At 68.4% G+C, this 19488-nt stretch carries 16 protein-coding genes and 2 tRNA genes; 4 read left to right on the top strand and 14 right to left on the bottom strand.

Annotated elements, in window-relative coordinates:
* Positions 1–2: 2 nt before the first annotated feature.
* The 7 genes from ACF8ML_RS02900 to ACF8ML_RS02870 form a co-directional block, all read right to left on the bottom strand.
* Positions 3–263, bottom strand: a complete 261-nt coding sequence (locus tag ACF8ML_RS02900; RefSeq protein WP_392406241.1) for a hypothetical protein — start codon at positions 261–263, stop codon at positions 3–5.
* Entirely contained in the window at positions 260–1693 is a 1434-nt protein-coding gene (gene creD / locus ACF8ML_RS02895) for a cell envelope integrity protein CreD (RefSeq protein ID WP_016445706.1), read from the bottom strand. The genes ACF8ML_RS02900 and creD overlap by 4 nt, the downstream gene beginning before the upstream one ends.
* A gap of 124 nt (positions 1694–1817) precedes the next feature.
* On the bottom strand, positions 1818–3278 hold the full coding sequence (gene creC, locus ACF8ML_RS02890; protein WP_279494389.1) for a two-component system sensor histidine kinase CreC: 1461 nt from the start codon (positions 3276–3278) through the stop codon (positions 1818–1820).
* Between the two features lie 16 nt (positions 3279–3294).
* Positions 3295–4017 (bottom strand): two-component system response regulator CreB, encoded by a 723-nt coding sequence (gene creB / locus ACF8ML_RS02885; protein WP_016445708.1) that lies wholly within the window; start codon positions 4015–4017, stop codon positions 3295–3297.
* Positions 4018–4047: 30 nt separating this feature from the next.
* On the bottom strand, positions 4048–4950 hold the full coding sequence (gene rapZ, locus ACF8ML_RS02880) for an RNase adapter RapZ (RefSeq protein ID WP_016445709.1): 903 nt from the start codon (positions 4948–4950) through the stop codon (positions 4048–4050).
* A 4-nt stretch (positions 4951–4954) separates the two neighbouring features.
* Positions 4955–6730 carry a DNA repair protein RecN gene (gene recN / locus ACF8ML_RS02875; protein ID WP_046986090.1) on the bottom strand — a complete coding sequence of 592 codons (1776 nt, stop codon included), beginning with the start codon at positions 6728–6730 and terminating at the stop codon, positions 4955–4957.
* 2 nt (positions 6731–6732) lie between these two features.
* Positions 6733–7629, bottom strand: a complete 897-nt coding sequence (locus ACF8ML_RS02870) for an NAD kinase (RefSeq protein ID WP_016451050.1) — start codon at positions 7627–7629, stop codon at positions 6733–6735.
* Positions 7630–7659: 30 nt separating this feature from the next.
* Here ACF8ML_RS02870 and hrcA point away from each other — a divergent pair, with 30 nt between their 5' ends.
* The 3 genes from hrcA (at position 7660) to ACF8ML_RS02855 (ending at position 9065) form a co-directional block, all read left to right on the top strand.
* Complete coding sequence (gene hrcA, locus ACF8ML_RS02865) at positions 7660–8664, top strand: heat-inducible transcriptional repressor HrcA (RefSeq protein WP_016445711.1); 1005 nt, start codon at positions 7660–7662, stop codon at positions 8662–8664.
* Positions 8665–8731: 67 nt separating this feature from the next.
* Positions 8732–8810 (top strand) — tRNA-Ile (locus ACF8ML_RS02860).
* Positions 8811–8988: 178 nt separating this feature from the next.
* A tRNA-Arg gene (locus tag ACF8ML_RS02855) sits at positions 8989–9065 on the top strand.
* Positions 9066–9144: 79 nt separating this feature from the next.
* On the opposite strand, the gene ACF8ML_RS02850 is transcribed toward ACF8ML_RS02855, so the two are convergent.
* The 5 genes from ACF8ML_RS02850 to ACF8ML_RS02830 all read right to left on the bottom strand — a co-directional run bounded on the left by ACF8ML_RS02850 (position 9145) and on the right by ACF8ML_RS02830 (position 16192).
* Positions 9145–11523: a CHASE2 domain-containing protein gene (locus ACF8ML_RS02850; protein WP_392406236.1), complete on the bottom strand. Its 2379-nt coding sequence runs from the start codon at positions 11521–11523 to the stop codon at positions 9145–9147.
* 27 nt (positions 11524–11550) lie between these two features.
* Positions 11551–13341: a FecR domain-containing protein gene (locus tag ACF8ML_RS02845; RefSeq protein WP_047326567.1), complete on the bottom strand. Its 1791-nt coding sequence runs from the start codon at positions 13339–13341 to the stop codon at positions 11551–11553.
* Positions 13338–14051 (bottom strand): response regulator transcription factor, encoded by a 714-nt coding sequence (locus ACF8ML_RS02840; protein WP_016445714.1) that lies wholly within the window; start codon positions 14049–14051, stop codon positions 13338–13340. Before ACF8ML_RS02840 ends, ACF8ML_RS02845 begins: the two co-directional genes overlap by 4 nt.
* Positions 14052–14146: 95 nt before the next feature.
* A complete protein-coding gene (locus ACF8ML_RS02835) occupies positions 14147–15439 on the bottom strand; it encodes a tryptophan--tRNA ligase (RefSeq protein ID WP_047326568.1) in 1293 nt (430 codons plus the stop codon).
* Positions 15440–15514: 75 nt separating this feature from the next.
* Complete coding sequence (locus ACF8ML_RS02830; RefSeq protein WP_016445716.1) at positions 15515–16192, bottom strand: site-2 protease family protein; 678 nt, start codon at positions 16190–16192, stop codon at positions 15515–15517.
* 176 nt (positions 16193–16368) lie between these two features.
* Here ACF8ML_RS02830 and ACF8ML_RS02825 point away from each other — a divergent pair, with 176 nt between their 5' ends.
* On the top strand, positions 16369–17694 hold the full coding sequence (locus ACF8ML_RS02825) for a methyl-accepting chemotaxis protein (protein WP_392406233.1): 1326 nt from the start codon (positions 16369–16371) through the stop codon (positions 17692–17694).
* Between the two features lie 72 nt (positions 17695–17766).
* Here ACF8ML_RS02825 and ACF8ML_RS02820 read toward each other — a convergent pair whose 3' ends face one another.
* Together ACF8ML_RS02820 and ACF8ML_RS02815 are read right to left on the bottom strand one after the other, a co-directional pair.
* Positions 17767–18411, bottom strand: coding sequence for an L-threonylcarbamoyladenylate synthase (locus ACF8ML_RS02820; protein WP_016445718.1), 645 nt, complete (start codon positions 18409–18411; stop codon positions 17767–17769).
* Between the two features lie 25 nt (positions 18412–18436).
* Positions 18437–19300, bottom strand: coding sequence for a 3',5'-nucleoside bisphosphate phosphatase (locus ACF8ML_RS02815; protein ID WP_016445719.1), 864 nt, complete (start codon positions 19298–19300; stop codon positions 18437–18439).
* Positions 19301–19488 lie beyond the last annotated feature (188 nt).

Genomic DNA, 19488 nt, shown 5'->3' with positions numbered 1-19488 from the left:
TCCTAGAACGTGCGGCGCGGCAGGAGCAGGGCGCAGCGCAGCAGCATCCACGCCAGCCATTGTTCACGTGCGCCCGGCTTGCGCCGTGCGCGTGCGGCGGCCTCGGCAATGTGCAGACGCAGGCTGAACAGGGCCTGGCGGTCGCCCCTTTGCACCGCCTGGTGCCAGGCCTGCTCGCAGCGCTGGCGTTCCAGCGCCTGATCGAGCGGGCTGCGCACGCCGGGCACATCGGCCGTGCCAAGGGTGTCGGTGAGGACGTTCATGGCTGCAGCGCTCCCACGGTTGGGCGGGTGCCTGCGTCTGCATCGCCGCGGTCGCCATCCTGCCGGCCAAAGGCATACCAGTCCACATGCCGTGTGCAGACCATGATCAGGGCCAGCACGGCGAACAGCGCGATGGAGCCCACGATGAGCGCGCTTTGCTCCAGCTGCAGCAGCACATACAGCAGGCCGTAGAGCGAGGCGATTCCCGCAGCAAACGGCAGGCCGCGCTGCAGGCTGCCCAGGATGTGGCTGGCGTAGTAGGCCAGCAGCAGCACGCAGGCCGAGGCAGCAATGCCGTATGCGCTGGCAAATCCCATGTGCTCCGACAGGCTGATCAGCAGCAGGAAGAAGCTGCACAGCGCCGATCCCACCAGCAGGTACTGGATGGGGTGCACGCGCAATTGCTTGAGCACCTCGAACAGGCCGACGGCCACAAAGGTCAGCACCACGAAGAGCAGGCCGTACTTGGTGGCCCGGTCGCTCAGCGAGTAGGCGTTGATGGGGTCCACGAAGTCGGTGTCCAGCGACTCCAGGCAGGGGCCGCTGCTGGGCGCGTGCGCCGTGGCGGCGTATTCCTCCATGTCGCGGCGGCCTGGCTGGCACAGCGGCTGCTGGTCGGTGAAGGCCTGGCGCGCCGAAGAGGCCAGTGCCGAGAGATTCCAGCTGGCGTTGAATCCCTTGTCGCTGACTTCACGCCGGTTGGGCAGGAAGCTGCCGCCGAACGAGGGGTGGGGCCAATCGGCCGACAGCTGGACCTGGCTGTGGCTGCCCAGCGGCACGAAGGCCAGCTTTTCGGTGCCCACCAGTTCCAGGGCAATCTTCAGCTCAAGGGGTTCGTCCTTCTTGAGCAGGGCAGGCGCCAGCTCCGCCTGCAGGCCTTGCGAGTAGCGTTCCAGCGAGGTACCGGGTCCCACGTCCAGGCTCTTGCCGCCGGCCTCGATGGTGGCCGAGCGTATACCGCGCGGATCGGTCAGCGACAGCGCCACGCGCAGTGCGCCGCAGCGCACGGCCTGGTTGGCTGTCGCTTCGATGGACGGCTTTTCCAGGTACTGCGCGGCATGGGTGAAGCTGGCGCTGATGCTGTCCTGCATGGCGTAGGTGCTGACCTGGTGCAGGCCGCGCGAGCGCTCTTCCATGCGTGCCGTTGCCTCATGGCGCAGTTGGTCGGGCAGCAGCATGCGCTGGAACTGGCGCGTGGTCCATTCCGTCTTGCTGCCCTTTTCTATGCCGGTAGTCTCGGTGCAGTTTTGCACCAACACCGGTCCCATCAGCGTCTGGCGTCCGGCCAGGCTGGCGACCACGCCCTGCACGGCGTTGTCGCGGTTGCGTATGCGGTCGCGCACCACGTCATGTACCAGGCCCAGGCCCAGCATCAAAAGGCCCAGCATGACCAGCAGGGCCACGCCTTTGGCAAGAAGTCGGTTCTTCATTCCACATCCCGTTCGTTGATCGTGGACGCAGTCTGGGCGGGGGCTGTGTGGCCGGAATGAAGTCTGTGAAGTGAAGGTGAAGTCGGATTCGCGCCTCCAAATCCGAGTGAGCAGGCCCTGGCGGTCAGGGTGCCCGCAGTGGCCAGTTCAGCGTGACACGCAGCCCGGGCTGGGCGTTGGTGGCCTGCATGCTGCCGCCGTGCAGCAGCATGATGCGCAGCACGATGGACAGGCCCAGTCCCGTGCCGCTGCGCTCCCCGTTGGGGCGGGGGGTGGTGAAAAAGCGTTCGCCCAGCCGGCCGAGTAGCGCCTCGGGCACACCGGGGCCGTGGTCGCGCACGCTGACGCGGCCGGGCTCCAGGTCCACGTGGATGCTGCTGCCTTCGGGGGCGAAGTCGATGGCGTTGCTCAGCAGGTTGCTGAGGGCCAGCACCACCAGGTCCTGCTCCCAGGGGCCGCTGCTGTCCTGGCCGTGCAGCACTAGCCGGATGCGGCGCTGGTGCGCTGCGCTGTGCACTTGCGCCATGGCCTGTTCGGCACAGGCCTGCAGGCTGCAGGCCGTGTGCGCGTGCAGGGCGCGGCGCTGCTCCAGCTGGCTCAGGCGCAGCAACTGGTCCACGAGGTTCTGCAGGCGCTGGCACTGGTCCACCACCTGGCGCGCGAACAGCTCGCGGTCGGCGGCGGGCAGGTCTTCCTGCAGCAGCTCGCCTGCGCCACGGATGGCGGCCACGGGGCTCTTGAGTTCGTGCGTGAGGGCGCGCACATAGCCCTCGATGTAGTCGCGCCCCTCCAGGCGGCTGCGCATGTTCTCCATGGCACGGGCCAGTTCGCCCAGCTCGCCGGGCATGCGTGGCGCCTCGGGCATGGGCGGGGCGGTGGTGGGGGAGGCGGCCTCGTTGAGCGTGGGCGCCTGTACCTGCTGGGCATAGCTGCGCAGGCGCCGCACATGGATGACCAGCCACCAGGTCACGGCAAAGCCCACGCCGGCCGACAGCAGCAGGAACAGCAGGCCGCCGCGCAGCATCTTGCTTTCCGCGCTGTCAACGATCTTCTGCACCGAGTGCGCGGGCTTGGAGGCCGTGAGCACGCCCGCAATGCGGCCTTCCACCATGATGGGTGCCGACACATACATGACGCTGCTGGCCTCGTCGTTCTGCACCTCGCGCGTGGTGCGTGCGCCGTATTCGCCGCGCAGCGTGCGGTGCACGTCGCGCCAGCGCGAGTAGTCGGCGCCCTGGTCCAGGCCGGCCGAGTCGAACAGCACCAGGCCTTGCTGGTCGGTGATGGTGACGCGCATGTCCAGGCTGGTCTTGCGCGTGTCCCAGATCCAGACCTTGACGGTCTGGTTGGCATAGGCCTGCATGTGGTGCGCGAAGCGGCTGTCCGCGGGGCTTTGCTGCAGCACGCCGCTGGCCATGTCGTCGCTGGCCAGCGCGGCCAGGGCGTAGGCGGTTTCGACCAGCGTGTCCTCGGTCACCTTGCGCACGCTGGGCTTGACCTCGACCATGAAGACGCGCAGCACGAAGAATGCGGCCAGGCCGTTGATGACGAAAAAGGCGAAGAACAGCCGCAGTCCGAGGCGCATGGCGTGCGGCGGCGTGTCAGCCCGGCAGCGTCAGGCTGTAGCCCATGCCGCGGTGGGTGGTGATGAAGTCCTGCTGCGGCACCTGGGCACGCAGCTTGGCGCGCAGGGTCTTGACGTGGGTGTCCACGGTGCGGTCCGTGCTGTCGCTGTCCTGGCCCCAGATGCTGTCGAGCAGGAACTCGCGGCTCAGGATGCGTCCGGGGCGCTCCAGCAGGCAGCGCAGCAGCTGGTACTCGCGCCGCGTCAGCTCCAGGGGCACGCCCTGCATGCGCACGCGCTGACCTTGCGTATCGATGCTGAACAGGGCATCTGCCGGCGGCGCTGTGCTGGCTGTGGGCGCGGGCTGCAGGCGCTGCGCACGGCGCAGCAGGGCGCGGGTACGGGCCACCAGCTCGCGCGGGCTGAAGGGTTTGGTCAGGTAGTCGTCGGCGCCCAGCTCCAGGCCCAGCACGCGGTCCATTTCCTCGCCGCGTGCGCTGAGCACCAGCAGCGGCACGGCGGCGCCGGCCTGGCGCAGCTCGCGGCACCAGTCCAGGCCGTTGCCATCGGGCAGGCCCACGTCCAGCAGCAGGGCATCGGGCGGCTGCGCCTGCCATTGCGCGCGTGCATCGGCCAGCTGCAGGCAGTGGCGCACGGCGATGCCGTCACGCTCCAGCGCATAGCAGACGGTGCGCGCGATAGCGGGGTCGTCCTCCACCAGCAACACGCGCGGGGCGTTCGTCATCGGCATGCCTTGCATCGCAGTACTCCGGGAGCGGGCCCTGGCGCTTCAGATGTCGTGCGCAAGCAGGTCGGCAGGCTTGGGGGTGGGCCGGCTGTCCAGCGAGCGGTGCCGGCACAGCGTGGGCCAGCGCGGGGCGAAGTGCCGCGCCAGTTCCTCGACCAGGAAGACCGAGCGGTGCTGGCCCCCCGTGCAGCCGATGGCCACGGTGACATAGCTGCGGTGGTTGCTGGCCATCATGTCCAGCCAGGACTCCAGGAACTGCTGGATGTCTCGGCGCATCTGGTCCACGCCGGGCTGCTGGCGCAGGAACTCGGCCACGGGCGCATCCATGCCGGTCAGCGGGCGCAGCTGGGGTTCGTAGTGCGGATTGGGCAGCATGCGCACATCGAATACATAGTCGGAATCCGAGGGCAGGCCGTGCTTGAAGCCGAAGGACTGGAAGACCAGGGTCATCTGGCCCACCGGGGCCGCAATCAGCTCCTTGATATAGCTTTGCAGCTGGGACGAGCGCAGGTGGCTGGTGTCGATGACATGCGATTTCTCGCGCAATTCGCCCAGCAGTTCGCGCTCGGTTTCTATGTCCTGCACCAGGGCGCGGCGGCCCTCGGCGACAGGCCCTTGCGACAGAGGATGGCGGCGCCGCGTTTCGGAGAAGCGCCGCACCAGGGTGCCCGTGGTGGCGTCCAGAAAGACCAGGTGGGGCACGACACCCTGGCGCTGCAGCCGCTCCAGCTGCCCGGGCAGGTGGGGCAATCCCCCGGCGCTGCGCGCATCCATGGCGATGGCCACCTTGTTGCTGTGGCGGCCGTGCTCCAGTTCGACGAAGGCGGACAGTAGCTCGGGAGGCAGGTTGTCCACGCAGTAGTAGCCGGCATCCTCCAGCGCATGCAGGGCGACGGATTTGCCCGATCCGGACATCCCGGTGATCAGCACGATCTCAAGCGACATGGCATCAGCCTCCATTGGTGTTGCGCGCGCCGTTGGCCGCACGGCCCGGCTTGGGCCGGGTACGCTGCGCGTCGGCCTGCGGCCGCTGCCGGCCGGGCCTGCGCGGCGCCGGGCGGGGCGGGGGTGCCTGGCGCGCCATGGCCAGCATTTCGCGGGCATGGGCCATCGTGGTTTCGGACTGGCGCTCGCCGCCCAGCATGCGGGCCAGCTCTGCCTCGCGCGCGGTGCTGTCCAGCGGCTGCACGGTGCTGAGCGTGCCCTGCCTTGCGCGCTGCTTGGCCACCAGATAGTGGTGGTCGGCACAGGCCGCGACCTGCGGCAGATGGGTGACGGACAGCACCTGGCGCGATCGGCCCAGCGCATGCATGAGGCGGCCCACGGTCTCGGCGACGGCGCCGCCCACGCCCGAGTCCACCTCGTCGAAGATCAGCGTGCCGGCCTCGCCCAGCTCGCTGGTGGTCACGGCAATGGCCAGCGAAATGCGCGACAGCTCGCCGCCCGACGCCACCTTGGCAATCGGCTTGGGGCTGGCTCCAGGATGGCCGGCGACCAGGAAGGCCACGCTGTCCACGCCAAAGGCACCAGGGGAGTCGGCCGTGGACAGGGCGGCCTCGAACAGGCCGCCTTCCATGCCCAGGCCCTGCATGGCCTGGGTGATGGCGCGCGACAGGCGCGGCGCAGCCAGGGCGCGTTGCTGCGACAGCACCCGGGCGCTGGCCTGGTAGTGCTGCTGCGCGGATTGCTCTGCAGCGTGCAGGGCCTCGATGTCCACGGCGGCGTCCAGCTGCTGCAGCTCCTGGCGCCAGCCGGCCAGCAGTGCCGGCAGCTCATCGGGCGTGCGGCGGTAGCGGCGCGCCAGCTGCATCCACAGCGACAGGCGCGCATCCAGCTCGGCCAGGCGTTCGGGGTCCAGGTCGGCGCGGCGCAGATAGGCCTGCAGCGAATGGCGCGCATCCTGCACCTGGGCCGTGCACGAGGCCAGCACATCGGCGATGTTCTGGAACTCGGGCTCCAGGTGTTCCTGGTTCTGTATCAGATGGCTGGCACGGCCCAGCGGAGTGATCACGCCGGCCTCGTCGTCCTCCAGCATCTGCAGCGTGGTCTGGGCGGTGTCTATCAGGGTCTGGGCATGCGACAGGCGCGTGTGCTGGGCATTGAGCTCGTCCCACTCGTCGGCCTGCGGGGCCAGCTTGTCGAGTTCGGTGATCTGCCACTGCAGCCGTTCGCGTTCGCGCTGCAGGCTGTCCTGGGCGGATTGCGCATGCTGCAGGGCTTGTCGTGCCTGGCTCCAGCGGCTCCAGCAGGCCTGGACCTCGCGGCTGTCTATGCCTGCATAGGCGTCCAGCAGCGCGCGTGCTGCGTCGGGTCGCGTGAGGCTTTGCCAGGCATGCTGGCCGTGGATGTCGATCAGCTGCTCGCCCAGGGCGCGCAGCTGCGTGGCCGTGGCCGGCGTGCCGTTGATCCAGGCGCGGCTGCGGCCCTGGGTGTCCACCGTGCGCCGCAGCAGCAGGCTGTTGTCCTCGCAGGCCAGGCCTGCCGCCTCCAGCCAGGGGCGCAGCCGCGCGCAGCCGTCGAACTCCACGCAGATATCGGCTTGGGGGCAGCCTTCGCGCACCACGTCGGCGTCGGCGCGGGCGCCCAGGGCCAGCTGCAATGCATCGATCAGGATGGATTTGCCGGCGCCGGTCTCGCCGGTCAGCACGGTGAAGCCCGCATGCCAGTCCAGATCCAGGGCCTGCACGATCACGAAGTCGCGCAGCACGATGCGCTTGAGCGCCATGGTCAGGCGCCTCCCTCGTTCCAGCCCAGTTTCTTGCGCAGCGTGGCGAAGTAGTTCCAGCCCTTGGGGTGCAGAAAGCGCACGCTGTGGTGGGCGCGGCTCACGAGGATGCGGTCGCCGTGCTGCAGCGAGGCCAGCGACTGCATGTCGAAATTGGCGCTGACATCGCGCCCGGCCACGACTTCGATCGTGACCTCGTTGGCATCGGACAGCACGATGGGGCGATTGGACAGGTTGTGCGGCGCAATGGGTGCCATCACCCAGGCGGGGATGGACGGATGCATCATCGGCCCGCCAGCGGACAGGGCATAGGCCGTGGAGCCCGTGGGCGTGGCCACGATCAGGCCGTCGGCGCGCTGGTTGGAGACAAAGCGGCCGCCCACCTCGATGCGCAGCTCCACCATGCCGGAGGTGCCGCCGCGGTTGACCACCACGTCGTTCATGGCCAGGGCCTCGAACACGCATTCGCCCTCGCGGATCACGCGGGCGCACATCAGGGGACGCAGGTCCTCTTCGTACTCGCCCTGCAGCATGGGGGTGAGCGTGGCCTCGAAGTCCTCCAGCGCGATGTCGGTGACAAAGCCCAGGCGGCCCTGGTTCACCCCGATCAGGGGCGTTCCGTATTGCGCCAGGTGCCGGCTCACGCCGAGCATGGTGCCGTCGCCGCCGACGACCAGGCCCAGGTCGCAATGCCTGCCCAGGCCATCGACATCGAGGGTGGGGTAGTCTGTGAGCCCTGCGTGCAGGGCCGATTGGGTATCAAGCACGACTTCGCAGCCCTGGCGCCTGAGGAAGTCCGCAATGCGCTCGAGCGCGTTGCTGGCATTCTCGGACGGGGCGCTTGCGCTGGGAGCGTGGTACTTCCCGATCAAGGCAACGTGGCGAAACGTGGACGTCATTTCTGGAAATTACATCATTAAAATCATCACATGCTCGACGAACGTGCCAAGTTGTTGCTCAAAGCGCTGATCGAGCGTTACATCGCTGACGGCCAGCCTGTGGGCTCGCGGACCCTGTCGCGTGCGTCGGGGCTTGAATTGTCGCCTGCCACGATACGCAATGTGATGGCTGACCTCGAAGACCTGGGGTTGATCATCAGTCCGCACACCTCGGCCGGCCGCATTCCGACCGCCCGGGGCTACCGGCTGTTCGTGGACACCATGCTCACGGCGGACCGTGCAGATATCGTGACGCCCGAGCTCGTGCCCGAGCAGCCGCAGAAAGTCATCGCCAACGCCGCCAATCTGCTGTCCAGCCTTTCCCAGTTCGTGGGCGTGGTGCTGGTGCCTCGCCGCACCTCGGTGTTCAAGCACATCGAATTCGTGCGACTGTCGGAGCGGCGCTTTCTGGTCATCATCGTCTCGCCCGACGGTGACGTGCAAAACCGCGTCATCTTCACCGACGTGGATTACTCGGCCTCTCAGCTGATCGAGGCATCGAACTTTCTCAACAGCCACTACGCAGGCCTGGCCATGGAAGAGGTGCGCGAGCGCCTCAAGGGCGAGGTCGAGCTTTTGCGCGGCGAGGTGGCCACCCTCATGCAGGCAGCCGTCAACGTGGGCACGGAGGCCATGACCAGTGCCCAGGAGGACGTGGTCATCGCGGGCGAGCGCAACCTGCTGTCGGTCAGCGATTTCTCCAGCGACATGGGCAATCTGCGCCGCGCCTTCGACCTGTTCGAGCAAAAGACCCAGATCCTCAGGCTGCTGGATTTCTCCAGCCAGGCCGAAGGTGTGCGCATCTACATCGGGGGCGAAAGCCAGGTCGTGCCCTTCGAGGAGCTGTCCGTGGTCAGCGCGCCCTACGAGCTCGATGGCAAGGTGGTGGGCACGCTGGGCGTGATCGGCCCCACCCGCATGCACTACGACCGCATGATCCAGATCGTGGACATCACCTCCAAGCTGGTCAGCAACGCGCTGAGCCACAAGCGCTGAGCCGCGCAGGTTAGGATCTACAATAGCCGTTTGCCATGGCGTGCATCCGCGCTGCCTTGGTGAATCAGGGGCCTTAGCTCATGCTTGGTTAGAGCAGCGGACTCATAATCCGTTGGTGCCCAGTTCGACTCTGGGAGGCCCTACCATCCATTGGTATGAAAAAGCCTGCCGCCTTTCCGGGCGGCAGGCTTTTTTGCTGGGCGCGACGCTGCCGGCTGGCATGGCTGCGCCTGGCTGCCATTGAATGCGACTTCCAGGTTTTTTGCAGAAATATGGCGCTTTTGCCTGGAAGCTCCAAAACCCGCTGCTACAATGCGAAGCGTTGCGGCTGTAGCTCAGCTGGATAGAGTACTTGGCTACGAACCAAGGGGTCGTGGGTTCGATTCCTGCCAGCCGCACCAAAAAACGCAAAGCCCTGAAGTTGAAAGACTTCAGGGCTTTTTCGTTTTCACGGGCCATCCGCCGGGATGACACCCCCGGTCAGGCTTGCTGCGCCTTCGGCAGCACGATGCTGAAGGTGCTTCCCTGGCCTGGCGCGCTTTCTATCTGCAGCTGCCCGCCATGGCGGGCAGCCACGGTGCGGACAAAGGCCAGCCCAAGGCCTGCGCCGTCCAGGTGCTGATGGTGGTCCAGGCGCTCGAAGGGCTGGCTCAGGCGGGCGACGGCCTGCGCATCCATGCCGGGTCCGTGGTCCCGGATGGCGATGCGGCAATGGCCGGCGTCCTGCAGCAGCAGGCATTGCACCGTGGCGCCGCTTGCCTGTTGCCCGTGCGCTCCGTACTTGATGGCGTTGCCGATCAGGTTGACGGCTGCGCGGTGGAGCATGCCCGGGTCGCCCAGCACGGGGCATTCCTGCTCGGGCAGGCTGAATTCCAGCTGCACATGGGCGGCGCTGGCCTGGGCCCAGCAGCTTTCCACGGCCTGGTCCAGCACCAGGCCCAGGTCCAGCTGCTGCTGGCGCAGCGCCTGCTGCTGGGCACGAGCCAGGTGCACGAAATCGTCGGCCAGCTGCAGGGAGGCCTGGGCATAGCCTTCGATGCGCGGGAGCAGCATGCCCAGGTCGGGCGCTTGTACGGAACCACGCTGCATCTCCAGCAAGGTGATGATGGATGCCACGGGCGCCCGTATGTCGTGCGAGATGAACTGCATGGCCTGGTCGCGCTGGGCCTGGGCGCTGCGCAGATCGCTGATATCGACCAGGGTGATCAGCCAGCCCGTGGTGGGCGGAGCCTCGAAGGCCTGGACCAGCAGCATCAGGCTGCGGCCGCGGCCGTCGCGCCCCTCGCTGCTGAGCGGCAGGCCGCCGGCGGCAAGCGCCCTGGCCGTGAGCAGCGGGCTGCCGGCTTGCGGGCCGGGCGCCGTGTCCAGCGCCTGCAGGCCATCGAGCAGCCTGGGAAGGGAGTCGCCAGCGCGCAGGTCGTGATCCAGGCTGCGCGCATAGGCATGGGCCGCGGCATTGGCCAGCAGCACATGGCCCTGGCGGTCGCAGACAAAGGTGGGCGAGGGCAGCTGGCGCAGGCTTTCGCTGACGAAATGGTGCAGGGCGCGCAGTTGCCGCGAAGCCTGCTCGACGGCGGCAATGCGCTGGTCCAGCAGGTCGCCGCCCAGGCGCAGCGCGGTGGGCAGGCCCTGGCCCTGCAGGTCTCGCAGTTCCAGCGCCAGAAAGCGGGCGGCGGCGCGCAGGCGCAGCCAGCTCCACAGCGGATAGGCCAGGGCCAGGCCCAGCAGGGCTGCGGCAGGGGCCGTCTGCACCTGCAAGATGCGTGGTGCCAGCCCGGCCAGCGACAGGCAGGCCAGGGCCAGCAGCGCGCAGGCCAGCATGCCGCCCGAAGGGCCCAGCCAGGCCAGGGCCAGCAGGGCCAGCAGCACGGCTGCGGTGTTGAGCGCACGGTCCAGCCCCGCCGAAGCGCGGTGTACGTGCGAGCCCTGCAGGCTGCCGTTGAGCACATGGGCCAGCGTTTCCACGCTGGAGATGGGGCGCGCGCTGGCACCCAGCGGTGCGGTGAACTGCGCTCCCAGTCCGGCGGCCGTCGTTCCTATGAGCACGTATTTGCCGCGAAATGCCGCAGCAGGAATGCGGCCGCGCAGCACGTCGATGTACGAATAGGTGGTGAAGGGCGAGCGGTCACGCGCGCCCTGCTCGGGCCTGGCCTGTGCGAAGGCAATGATCTCCCGCTGGCGGCGCTGCCATGCGGGTGTGCCGGGGTCCAGCGGCGGCACGGGTTCGGGGCGGGCGCATGCGCGGCCGTGCTGGCCCACGCAGTGCAGGGCCAGCGCCATGTGCCACCAGGGCTGCTGCGCGCTGCCTTCAATGGCATGGAAGCTGCGCACGGCGCCGTCGGAATCCACGGGCAGCTGGGTGTGGCCCAGCGCTGCCGCAGCCTGTGCAAAGGCCGGCAGCGGATCCGTGCCCGGCGCCACGGGCAAGGCGGTGCGGCCGCTGCGCTGCAGGACGCGCGCCAGCAGCAGGTCATCGCCGGGATAGTCCAGATCTTCTTCGCTGAGCATCACGTCCAGGCCGATGGCGCGCGGCGGGGCCTGGCTGATGCGCTCCAGCAGGCCGGCGTGCAGGGCACGCCTCCAGGGCCAGCGGCCTATGGCGTCGATGCTGGCATCGTCGATGGCCACGATGACGATGTCCTGAGATGCCTTGGGGCGGTGCAGCCAGCTGGCCGTGTCCTGCACCAGTCCGTTGATGCGCTCCAGCTGCCCATCACCGCTGAGCCAGAACACCAGGGACAGCAGTCCCGCCGCCAGCAGCAGCCAGTCCCGCCGCAGCCCCCGGCCACGCGCGGGCGCCGGCTGCACCTGCTGCGCCGGCGTGGCGAGACTGTCAGGCGAAGGCGGCAGGGTGGACAAGCGCGGTCAAGGATTGAACGGGTGCGGTTACTGGCGCTGCAGGCGCTCTCCGCTGCCCGATTGCATCATCTCGCCGCTGGCATCGACGATCCAGCTACCGGTGCGGAACTGGCGTGCGGCCGAGAAATCGCTGCGCAGGCCGTTGGCGTCCTCGATCTGCAGCCGCAGGTAGTAGCTGCCTGCGGGCAGCTCCTCGGTGCTCCATTGCGGCTGGTCGGTCCAGAGGTCCACCAGCGGCGCGGTGAACTCCTGGTCGCGTGCCACCATCACGTGGTAGCGCTGGCCGGGCTCGCCGCTCCAGCGGATCTGGCGGCTGCCTTCGGCCGGGCCGTCGCCCATCTGCAGCGCGCTGGCCGAGGGCTGGGGAGGAACGGCCGCCAGTTGCATGGCCTGGGCTGCGGCAAACGGGCCCTGGTCGGGCTGTCCATCGGCCAGCGTGCGAATGCTGGCGGCACGCCAGAGATAGCGGCCGGCCGGCAGCCGGGCCAGCGCGGCTGCGGGCAATGTGCAGTCGTTCAGGTCGCGCGCGTCGATGGCAGGTTCGGCAAAGCCGGCCTGGGCATCGGCAGAAACGACCTGGATGCGGTAGCGCACGGCGCCCACCACCTTGGTGCACTGCAGGCCGGCGCGGCCCAGGCCCACGGTGGCGTCGGCCTGCGGTGATTCGTACAGCGGCGGCACGGGATGGGCCTTGACGCGCAGGGCGCGCCGGCTGGCTGCACCCGGAATGCCCTGGGCGTCGATGCCGCGCAGGGACAGTACATAGTCGCCATCGTCCACGCCTGCCAGGCGCAGCGGTGAGGCCGTGGCCTGGAAGCTGGCGCTGCGCAGCACCTGGGTCATGTCCGCGTCGCGCGACAGCTGCAGCTGGTAACGCACGGCGCCGGGCAAGGCCGGCAGGGGCAGGCTGATCCAGTTGGCGTCTTCCGCCAAGGCGGGCCAGGCGGTGATGTCGGGCGCACCCAGCATGGGGCGGGGTTGGCCGACGCGGCCGTCTGCCGCCACGTCCACGCCCTGGCCGGGGTGCAGCAGCGCATCGCCGGAAGGTGCGCCAGAGGCGTCCGAGCCCACGGCGACCGTGCCTTCGTCGACGGCGGCCGCTGTCCTGCCTGCCGCATCGGTCTGCACCAGGAAACGCGTGCCGCGCACGCTGGTCGATGCCGCAGGCGTGCGCACCTCGAAGCGGCGCTGGGCATTGCCCTGCTCGGGGGGGACCGAGGCCTCCACGCTGCCTTCTCGCAGGTCGATCACGGACTGCAGGCTGCCGGCCCGGCCCTTGCGGCGCATCTGGCGCAGCAGGACATCGGACTGCGACTGCACGCGCACCAAAGAGCCGTCGGCCAGGCGCACGGCCACAAAGGCGTCCGGCGCAAGCTGCAGTCGATCGCCTTCCTGCAGCGTCTGTCCCTTGCGCAGGACCTGGCCTGCGTCTTCGGCCGAGCCGCCTTGCGTGTCGGCCAGATGGTCGAGCGCGCGTGTGCTGCGCGCATCGCCCTGCACGAATTCCACGGAGGCCACGGCGGCGCGCAGCAGGCGCACGGGAATCTCCAGCACGGAGCCGGGCCGCAGGCGGTACGGGTTGGCCACGCCGTTGTGCTGCTGCAGCTGGGTCCACTGGCGTGCATCGCCCAGGTAGCGGTTGGCCAGCTGTTCCAGGGTGTCGCCTGTGGCCACGCGGTGGGCGAGCATGTCGCCGCCGCTGGCGGCGGGTTTGATCTGGGCCTGTGTGGCGGCAGCGCCCAGCAGGGCCAGGCTTGCCAGCAGGCAGGCCCGCGCGACGGGCCCGCGCAGGCTGGCGGCGAGCAAGAGTCTGTTCATGGTGTTTGAGGTGCCGCCTGCAATGCCTCGTCAGGCACGTCCAGGCGGTAGCCGTAGCCGTACACGGCGCTGATGGCGTAGGGCTGACCGGCGCGCAGGTTCAGCAGCGCGCGCAGGCGCGAGATATGTGTGTCCAGCGAGCGCGACTGCACTTCGGCGTTGTGGCCCCACACGGCTTCGCGCAGGTGTTCGCGCGACAGCAGACGGCCCTGGTTCTGGAACAGCGTCAGGGCCAGCGTGTACTCGCGGTGCGTCACCTCGATGGGCTGGCCATTCATTTCCAGGCTGTTGGTGGTGGTGAGGAACCGGAAGGGGCCGAACTCCAGCACGCTTTGCGTGTTCACCGGATAGGCGCGGCGCAGCAGGGCGGCCATGCGCGCGCGCAGCTCGCCGTGGCGCACGGGCTTGACCATGAAATCGTCTGCGCCGCAGGACAGGCCTTCGACGATGTCGGCCTCTTCGCTGCGGTGGGTGATGATGAGGATGGGCAGCTCGCGGCTCACATGGCCGCGCGTCCACCGCACCAGGTCCGTTCCTTCCATGTCCGGAAGGTGCCAGTCCACGATCAGAAGGTCGAAGCTCTCGCGGCGCAGTTCCAACTGCAGGGCCGAGCCCGTCTGGTAGGTGTGGCAGCTGTGGCCCGTCTCCAGCGCAACCTGACGCAGCATCTCCAGTTGCAGCGGATCATCGTCCAGAGCAGCGATACGCATCCCAATGTCCTTTCACGCAAGCGCCAGAATCCCGGGCGCAGGGCTTGCGGGCAAGACTGCCCGCAAATATGCGGTTTCTCAAGCGAAGCTTACCCTTACTCCGAAGCATCGCGCAGTTGCTGCAGGGCGGTCAGCACCAACTGCGCGTCGGCGGGCTGCAGCCGGGACTGCAGTGCGGACAGGGCCGCCTCGCCTTCCCTTTGCAGTTGGCCGATGGCCTGGCCGGCTTCCTTGGGGGCGTCGAAGCCCAGGCTTTGCAGCAGCAGCTGGCCGTCGGCAGCCACGAGCTTGAAGTAGAACTTGCCGTCGGCTTCGCGGTATTGCTTGAACTGGGGCAGGGCCTGCTTCGCGGCCTTGGCCTTGGCGGCCACGGGGGCCTGGGCCAGGCTGCGCAGGCCGACGGCCGAGCGCAGTTCGCGGATCAGGGGCAGGGTCTCGCGGCGGGCCTTGGTGGCGCCGGCCTGCAGGATGTCCTCCAGTTCGCCCGGATGGGCCACCAGGTGCTCGTAGCGTTCGCGCATGGGGGCCAGCTCGCGGTCGATGCGCTCGAACAGCTGCTGCTTGGCGTCGCCCCAGGCAATGCCTTCGGCGTACTGGCGGCGCAGCGCCTCGGTTTCTTCCTCGCTGGCAAAGCCCTGGTAGATCTGGAACAGGGCCGAACCCTCGACTTCCTTGGGCTCGCCGGGCGTGCGCGAATCGGTGGTGATGCTGCCGATGAGCTTGCGCAGCTGCTCGCGCGTGGAGAACAGCGGGATGGTGTTGTTGTAGCTCTTGCTCATCTTGCGGCCGTCCAGGCCGGGCAGCGTGGCCACGTTGTCCTCGACCTGTGCCTCGGGCAGCGTGAAGAACTCGTCGCCATAGATGTGGTTGAAGCTCGAGGCCATGTCGCGCGCCATCTCGATGTGCTGGACCTGGTCGCGGCCCACGGGCACCTTGTGGGCGTTGAAGGCCAGGATGTCGGCAGCCATCAGCACGGGGTACATGAACAGGCCGGCAGTCACGCCGTCATCGGTCTCGGCGCCGTCCGCGTGGTTCTTGTCCACGGCCGCCTTGTAGGCGTGGGCGCGATTGAGCAGGCCCTTGCCGGTCACGCAGGTCAGCAGCCAGCACAGCTCGGGGATCTCGGGGATGTCGGACTGGCGGTAGAAGGTCACATGCTCGGGGTCCAGCCCCGCCGCCAGCCAGCTGGCCGCGATCTCGATGGTGGAGCGCTGCACGCGCGCCGGGTCCTGGCACTTGATCAGTGCGTGGTAGTCGGCCAGGAAGTAGAAGTTCTCCACCTCGCGCGAGCGGCTGGCCGCGATGGCCGGGCGCAGCATGCCGGCATAGTTGCCGAGGTGCGGGGTTCCGCTGGGAGTGATGCCGGTGAGGAAACGGATGGTGCTCATGACGGGAGACTGCGACAGGCAATAGAGAGAAAAGAAGGGAATCTGACGGGCAGGCTGGGCGGGTCTGCCGCGCGTTCAGCGCAGCAGCGCGATCAGCGGCGTCAACGCGAGATCGATCACGGCATAGCCGAGATCCATCAGCGGCCGCAGCCACAGGCTGCCGACCACGCCGGCGATGACCAGTCCCATGACGATGAAGAATCCCCAGGGTTCGATCCGCGCCACCCATTGCGCCTGGCGCCAGGGCAGCAGGCCGACGAGGATGCGCCCGCCGTCCAGCGGCGGCAGCGGGAAGAGGTTGAAGGCCCACATCACCAGATTGACCAGGATGCCGGCGCGGCACATTTCAATGAAGAAGCGCTCGCCCACTCCCGATCCGACCAGAACCACGAGCAGCACGCCCCACATCAGCGCCTGCACGAAATTGGAGGCCGGGCCCGCCAGGGCCACCCAGATCATGTCGCGCTTGGGGTTGCGCAACTGGTCGAAGCGCACGGGCACGGGCTTGGCGTAGCCGAACAGGAAGGCGCCCGAGGTGGCGAAATACAGCAGCAGCGGCATCAGGATGGTGCCGATGGGGTCGATGTGCTTGATGGGGTTGAGCGTGATGCGTCCCATCATGGCGGCCGTGTTGTCGCCGAAGTGGCGTGCGGCATAGCCGTGGGCAGCCTCGTGCACCGTGATCGCGAAGAGCACGGGCAGGGCATAGATGAGTACGGTCTGGATGAGGTTGGAGATGTCCACGGCGGGCATTGTCTCAGACGGCGGCCACCCTTGCCGCTGGGCACCGCCAGAGCCCGTGCGCAGCGCTGCGGCCGACCGGATATGGTGGTTTCCCGCGGATTGGCAACAGCCGCCTCTATGTTGCAAAATGAAACAGCAATGCGATGGGCGAATCAACAGGTTTTTCACCAAGGCCCTCGGGCCATATGGACAAGAGGTGGCACGTGGGCGTACTGGGCTTGGGCAGGCTGCCGATAGGCTGGCGGCTGGTGATTGCGTTCGGCGGTATCAATCTGCTGGTGTTCACGATGATGGCGGTCACGGTGCTCTCGCTGGGGCAGGCCGAGCAGGCGCTGGCGGCCGGCGGGGCGACCACGGTGGCCGAGCAGGCGCTGGTGCACACGCGCTGGTGGGTGCTGGGCCTGGGGGCGGCCGTCTGCACACTGGCCCTGGTGGCCTGGTTCAGCCTGCGGCGCGGCATCGTGCAGCCGCTGGGCCAGGCCATCCTGATTGCCGAAACGGTGGCCGCCGGCGACCTGAGCCAGGAGTTTTCGACCGAGCTGCAGGGCGACTTCGGCCGCCTGCTGGGCGCGCTGGGCACCATGGAAGACACGCTGACCGAGCTGGTCGGCCGCATCAAGCAGTCCACGGATTCCATCGGCCTGTCGGCCGGTGAGATCGACGCCGGCAACACCGACCTGTCGCGCCGCACCGAGGCCCAGGTCTCGGCGCTGGCCCAGACGGCGGCCAGCATGGAGCAACTCACGGCCACCGTGCGCCAGAACGCGGAGCGCGCGCATTCGGCCAGCGGCCTGGCCGTCGATGCATCGTCCACGGCCAGGCGCGGGGGGGCCGTGGTGGGCGAGGTGGTGCAGACCATGGAGGCCATCAGCGGCAGCTCGCGCAAGATCGTGGACATCATCCAGGTCATCGAAGGCATTGCCTTCCAGACCAATATCCTTGCGCTGAACGCGGCCGTGGAGGCGGCACGCGCGGGCGATCAGGGCCGGGGCTTCGCCGTGGTGGCCAGCGAGGTGCGCAGCCTGGCCGGCCGTTCGGCCGAGGCTGCCAAGCAGATCAAGGAACTGATCACCACCAGCGTGCGCCAGGTGGAAAGCGGCGCGGGCCTGGTCAACCAGGCGGGCGCCACCATGCAGGAGATTGTCGGCGCCGTGGGCCAGGTCTCGGGCCTGCTCGGCGAAATGTCGCAGGCCCTGCGCGAGCAAAGCGAAGGCATTGCCCAGGTCAACGCCGCCGTGGGCCACATGGACAGCGCCACCCAGGAGAACGCGGCCCTGGTGCATCAGGCCTCGCGTGCGGCCTCAGCGCTGAGCGAGCGCGCCCAGGAGCTGGAGCAGGCCGTGGGTGCCTTCAAGCTCGATGACGAGCCGCAGGATGCTGGCGCTGGCGTGCGGGTGCAGCCGCAGAAGCCGTCGATGGCTCCCGCCGCAGCCTTGTCCGCCGCTGTGACGAGGCCGTTGCAGCGCGCGCCGGCTGCTGCACCCCGGCCCCTGGAGTGGGCACAGCACTGAACGCCTTTCAGGATCAAGCTGCAAAAACAGACGCCGGGCATGCCCGGCGTCTGTTTTTGCGGGGGGGGTGATTCAGGTCATTTCCAGGCCCAGGGCCTCCAGGCTGCCCCGGCCTTGCCGCACCACGGTGGGCGGATTGCCCAGGGCCATGGGCACCAGGTCGATCACCGTGGTCGGCTCCGAGGGGCAGGCACCTGCATCGACGATGGCATCGAGCTCGTGGGGAAAGCGCTCCAGGATGGCATCCGCGTCATGCAGGGCCTCGGTCTCTCCGGGCGGGATCAGCGTGGTGGCGATCAGCGGCTCGCCCAGCTGCTCCAGCAGCAGCTGCGTGCCCTTGCGGTCCGGCACGCGCAGGCCGATGGTCTTGCGCGAGGGGTGGCTCAGGCGCTTGGGCACTTCCTTGGAGGCTTCCAGGATGAAGGTGTACGGCCCCGGTGTGGCCAGCTTCAACAGCCGGTACTGGCGGTTGTCCACGCGCGCATGGCTGGACAGCTCCGACAGGTCGCGGCACAGCAGCGTGAGGTGGTGCTTGTCGTTGATCTGGCGGATGCGGCGCAGCCGCTCCACCGCAGGGCGGTCGTCCAGATGGCAGACCAGTGCATAGCTGGAGTCCGTGGGAATGGCCAGGATGGCGCCCTGGCGCAGCATGTCGGCGGCCTGCTTGATGAGACGGGGCTGGGGATTGTCGGGGTGGGCTTCGAAGCGTAGGACCATGGTGTGCGTTGTTTGCGGGAAGGGCTCAGGCCGGCTGAATGCGCTCGCCCAGCAGTTCCCATACCGGCGTCAGCTGGCCCGGCAGGTAGGGCAGGTCGCCCAGGTCGGTATGCGACTCCTCGGGGCTGTGGAAGTCGCTGCCGCGCGAGGCGGCCAGGCCGAACTCGCGGGCCATGTCGGCATAGACGGCGTACTCGCTGGGGCGGTGGCTGCCGGTGACGACCTCCACGCCCTGGCCCCCATGGGCCTTGAATTCGGAAAACAGCGCGTACTCCTCGTTGGCCGTCAGCGCATAGCGGGCCGGGTGGGCGATCACCGCCACGCCGCCGGCCTGCGTGATCCAGCGCACGGCGTCGGCCAGGCGCGCCCAGGTATGAGGCACGTAGCCGGGATGGCCTTCGGTCAGGTAGTGGCGGAACACCTCGCCGGTGTCGCGGCAGCGGCCGGATTCCACGAGAAAGCGCGCGAAATGCGTGCGCGAGATCAGCGCGGGATTGCCGGCAAAGCGCAGCGCGCCTTCGTAGCTGCCTTCAATGCCGGCCAGCTCCAGCTGGCGGGCCATCTCGCGGGCGCGGGGACCGCGTCCGTCGCGCGTGGCATGCAGGCCTTCGACCAGGGCCGGGTCGTCTGCGTCAAAGCCCAGGCCCACGATGTGCACCGTGGTGCCTGCAAAGCTCACCGAGATCTCTGCGCCCGTCAGGTAGTCCAGGCCGCAGGCGCGCGCTGCGGCGGCTGCGCGGTGCTGGCCGCCGACCTCGTCATGGTCGGTCAGCGCCCAAAGCTGCACGCCGCGGGCCGCGGCACGTTCGGCCAGTTGTTCAGGCGTCAGCGTTCCATCCGAGACCACGGAGTGGCTGTGCAGATCGGCATTCAGATAGGACTTGGGCACCGGCCCATTGTAGGTGTCGGTCCTTTTCCGAGCCTGGCGCTGCGGCTGGGGACTTCCCTGAGTGCGGGTTTACCGCCCTCAATAGTGACAGCGGCATGACGATGATCAGCCAGGCGCCGTCAAGGGTGGACAAGAATGATTGCCCGGAGCGAAGGTCGGCGGGGCGCCATGGCCAAGCTCCGGCATTG

The organism is Delftia sp. WSY_10 (assembly GCF_043104705.1).
GTDB lineage: Bacteria > Pseudomonadota > Gammaproteobacteria > Burkholderiales > Burkholderiaceae_C > Comamonas > Comamonas tsuruhatensis.
The sequence above is the reverse complement of the archived record's forward strand: the minus strand, read 5'-3'. Positions and strand labels throughout refer to the sequence as shown.

Bases quoted from the DNA above. Each gene is read 5' to 3' on its own strand.
- ACF8ML_RS02900 (WP_392406241.1), bottom strand. From the start codon at position 263: ATGAACGTCCTCACCGACACCCTTGGCACGGCCGATGTGCCCGGCGTG.
- recN (WP_046986090.1), bottom strand. From the start codon at position 6,730: ATGGCGCTCAAGCGCATCGTGCTGCGCGACTTCGTGATCGTGCAGGCC.
- ACF8ML_RS02835 (WP_047326568.1), bottom strand. From the start codon at position 15,439: ATGAGCACCATCCGTTTCCTCACCGGCATCACTCCCAGCGGAACCCCG.
- hrcA (WP_016445711.1), top strand. From the start codon at position 7,660: ATGCTCGACGAACGTGCCAAGTTGTTGCTCAAAGCGCTGATCGAGCGT.
- ACF8ML_RS02825 (WP_392406233.1), top strand. From the start codon at position 16,369: ATGGACAAGAGGTGGCACGTGGGCGTACTGGGCTTGGGCAGGCTGCCG.
- ACF8ML_RS02820 (WP_016445718.1), bottom strand. From the start codon at position 18,411: ATGGTCCTACGCTTCGAAGCCCACCCCGACAATCCCCAGCCCCGTCTC.
- ACF8ML_RS02830 (WP_016445716.1), bottom strand. From the start codon at position 16,192: ATGCCCGCCGTGGACATCTCCAACCTCATCCAGACCGTACTCATCTAT.
- ACF8ML_RS02870 (WP_016451050.1), bottom strand. From the start codon at position 7,629: ATGACGTCCACGTTTCGCCACGTTGCCTTGATCGGGAAGTACCACGCT.
- creB (WP_016445708.1), bottom strand. From the start codon at position 4,017: ATGCAAGGCATGCCGATGACGAACGCCCCGCGCGTGTTGCTGGTGGAG.
- rapZ (WP_016445709.1), bottom strand. From the start codon at position 4,950: ATGTCGCTTGAGATCGTGCTGATCACCGGGATGTCCGGATCGGGCAAA.
- creC (WP_279494389.1), bottom strand. From the start codon at position 3,278: ATGCGCCTCGGACTGCGGCTGTTCTTCGCCTTTTTCGTCATCAACGGC.
- ACF8ML_RS02840 (WP_016445714.1), bottom strand. From the start codon at position 14,051: ATGCGTATCGCTGCTCTGGACGATGATCCGCTGCAACTGGAGATGCTG.
- ACF8ML_RS02845 (WP_047326567.1), bottom strand. From the start codon at position 13,341: ATGAACAGACTCTTGCTCGCCGCCAGCCTGCGCGGGCCCGTCGCGCGG.
- creD (WP_016445706.1), bottom strand. From the start codon at position 1,693: ATGAAGAACCGACTTCTTGCCAAAGGCGTGGCCCTGCTGGTCATGCTG.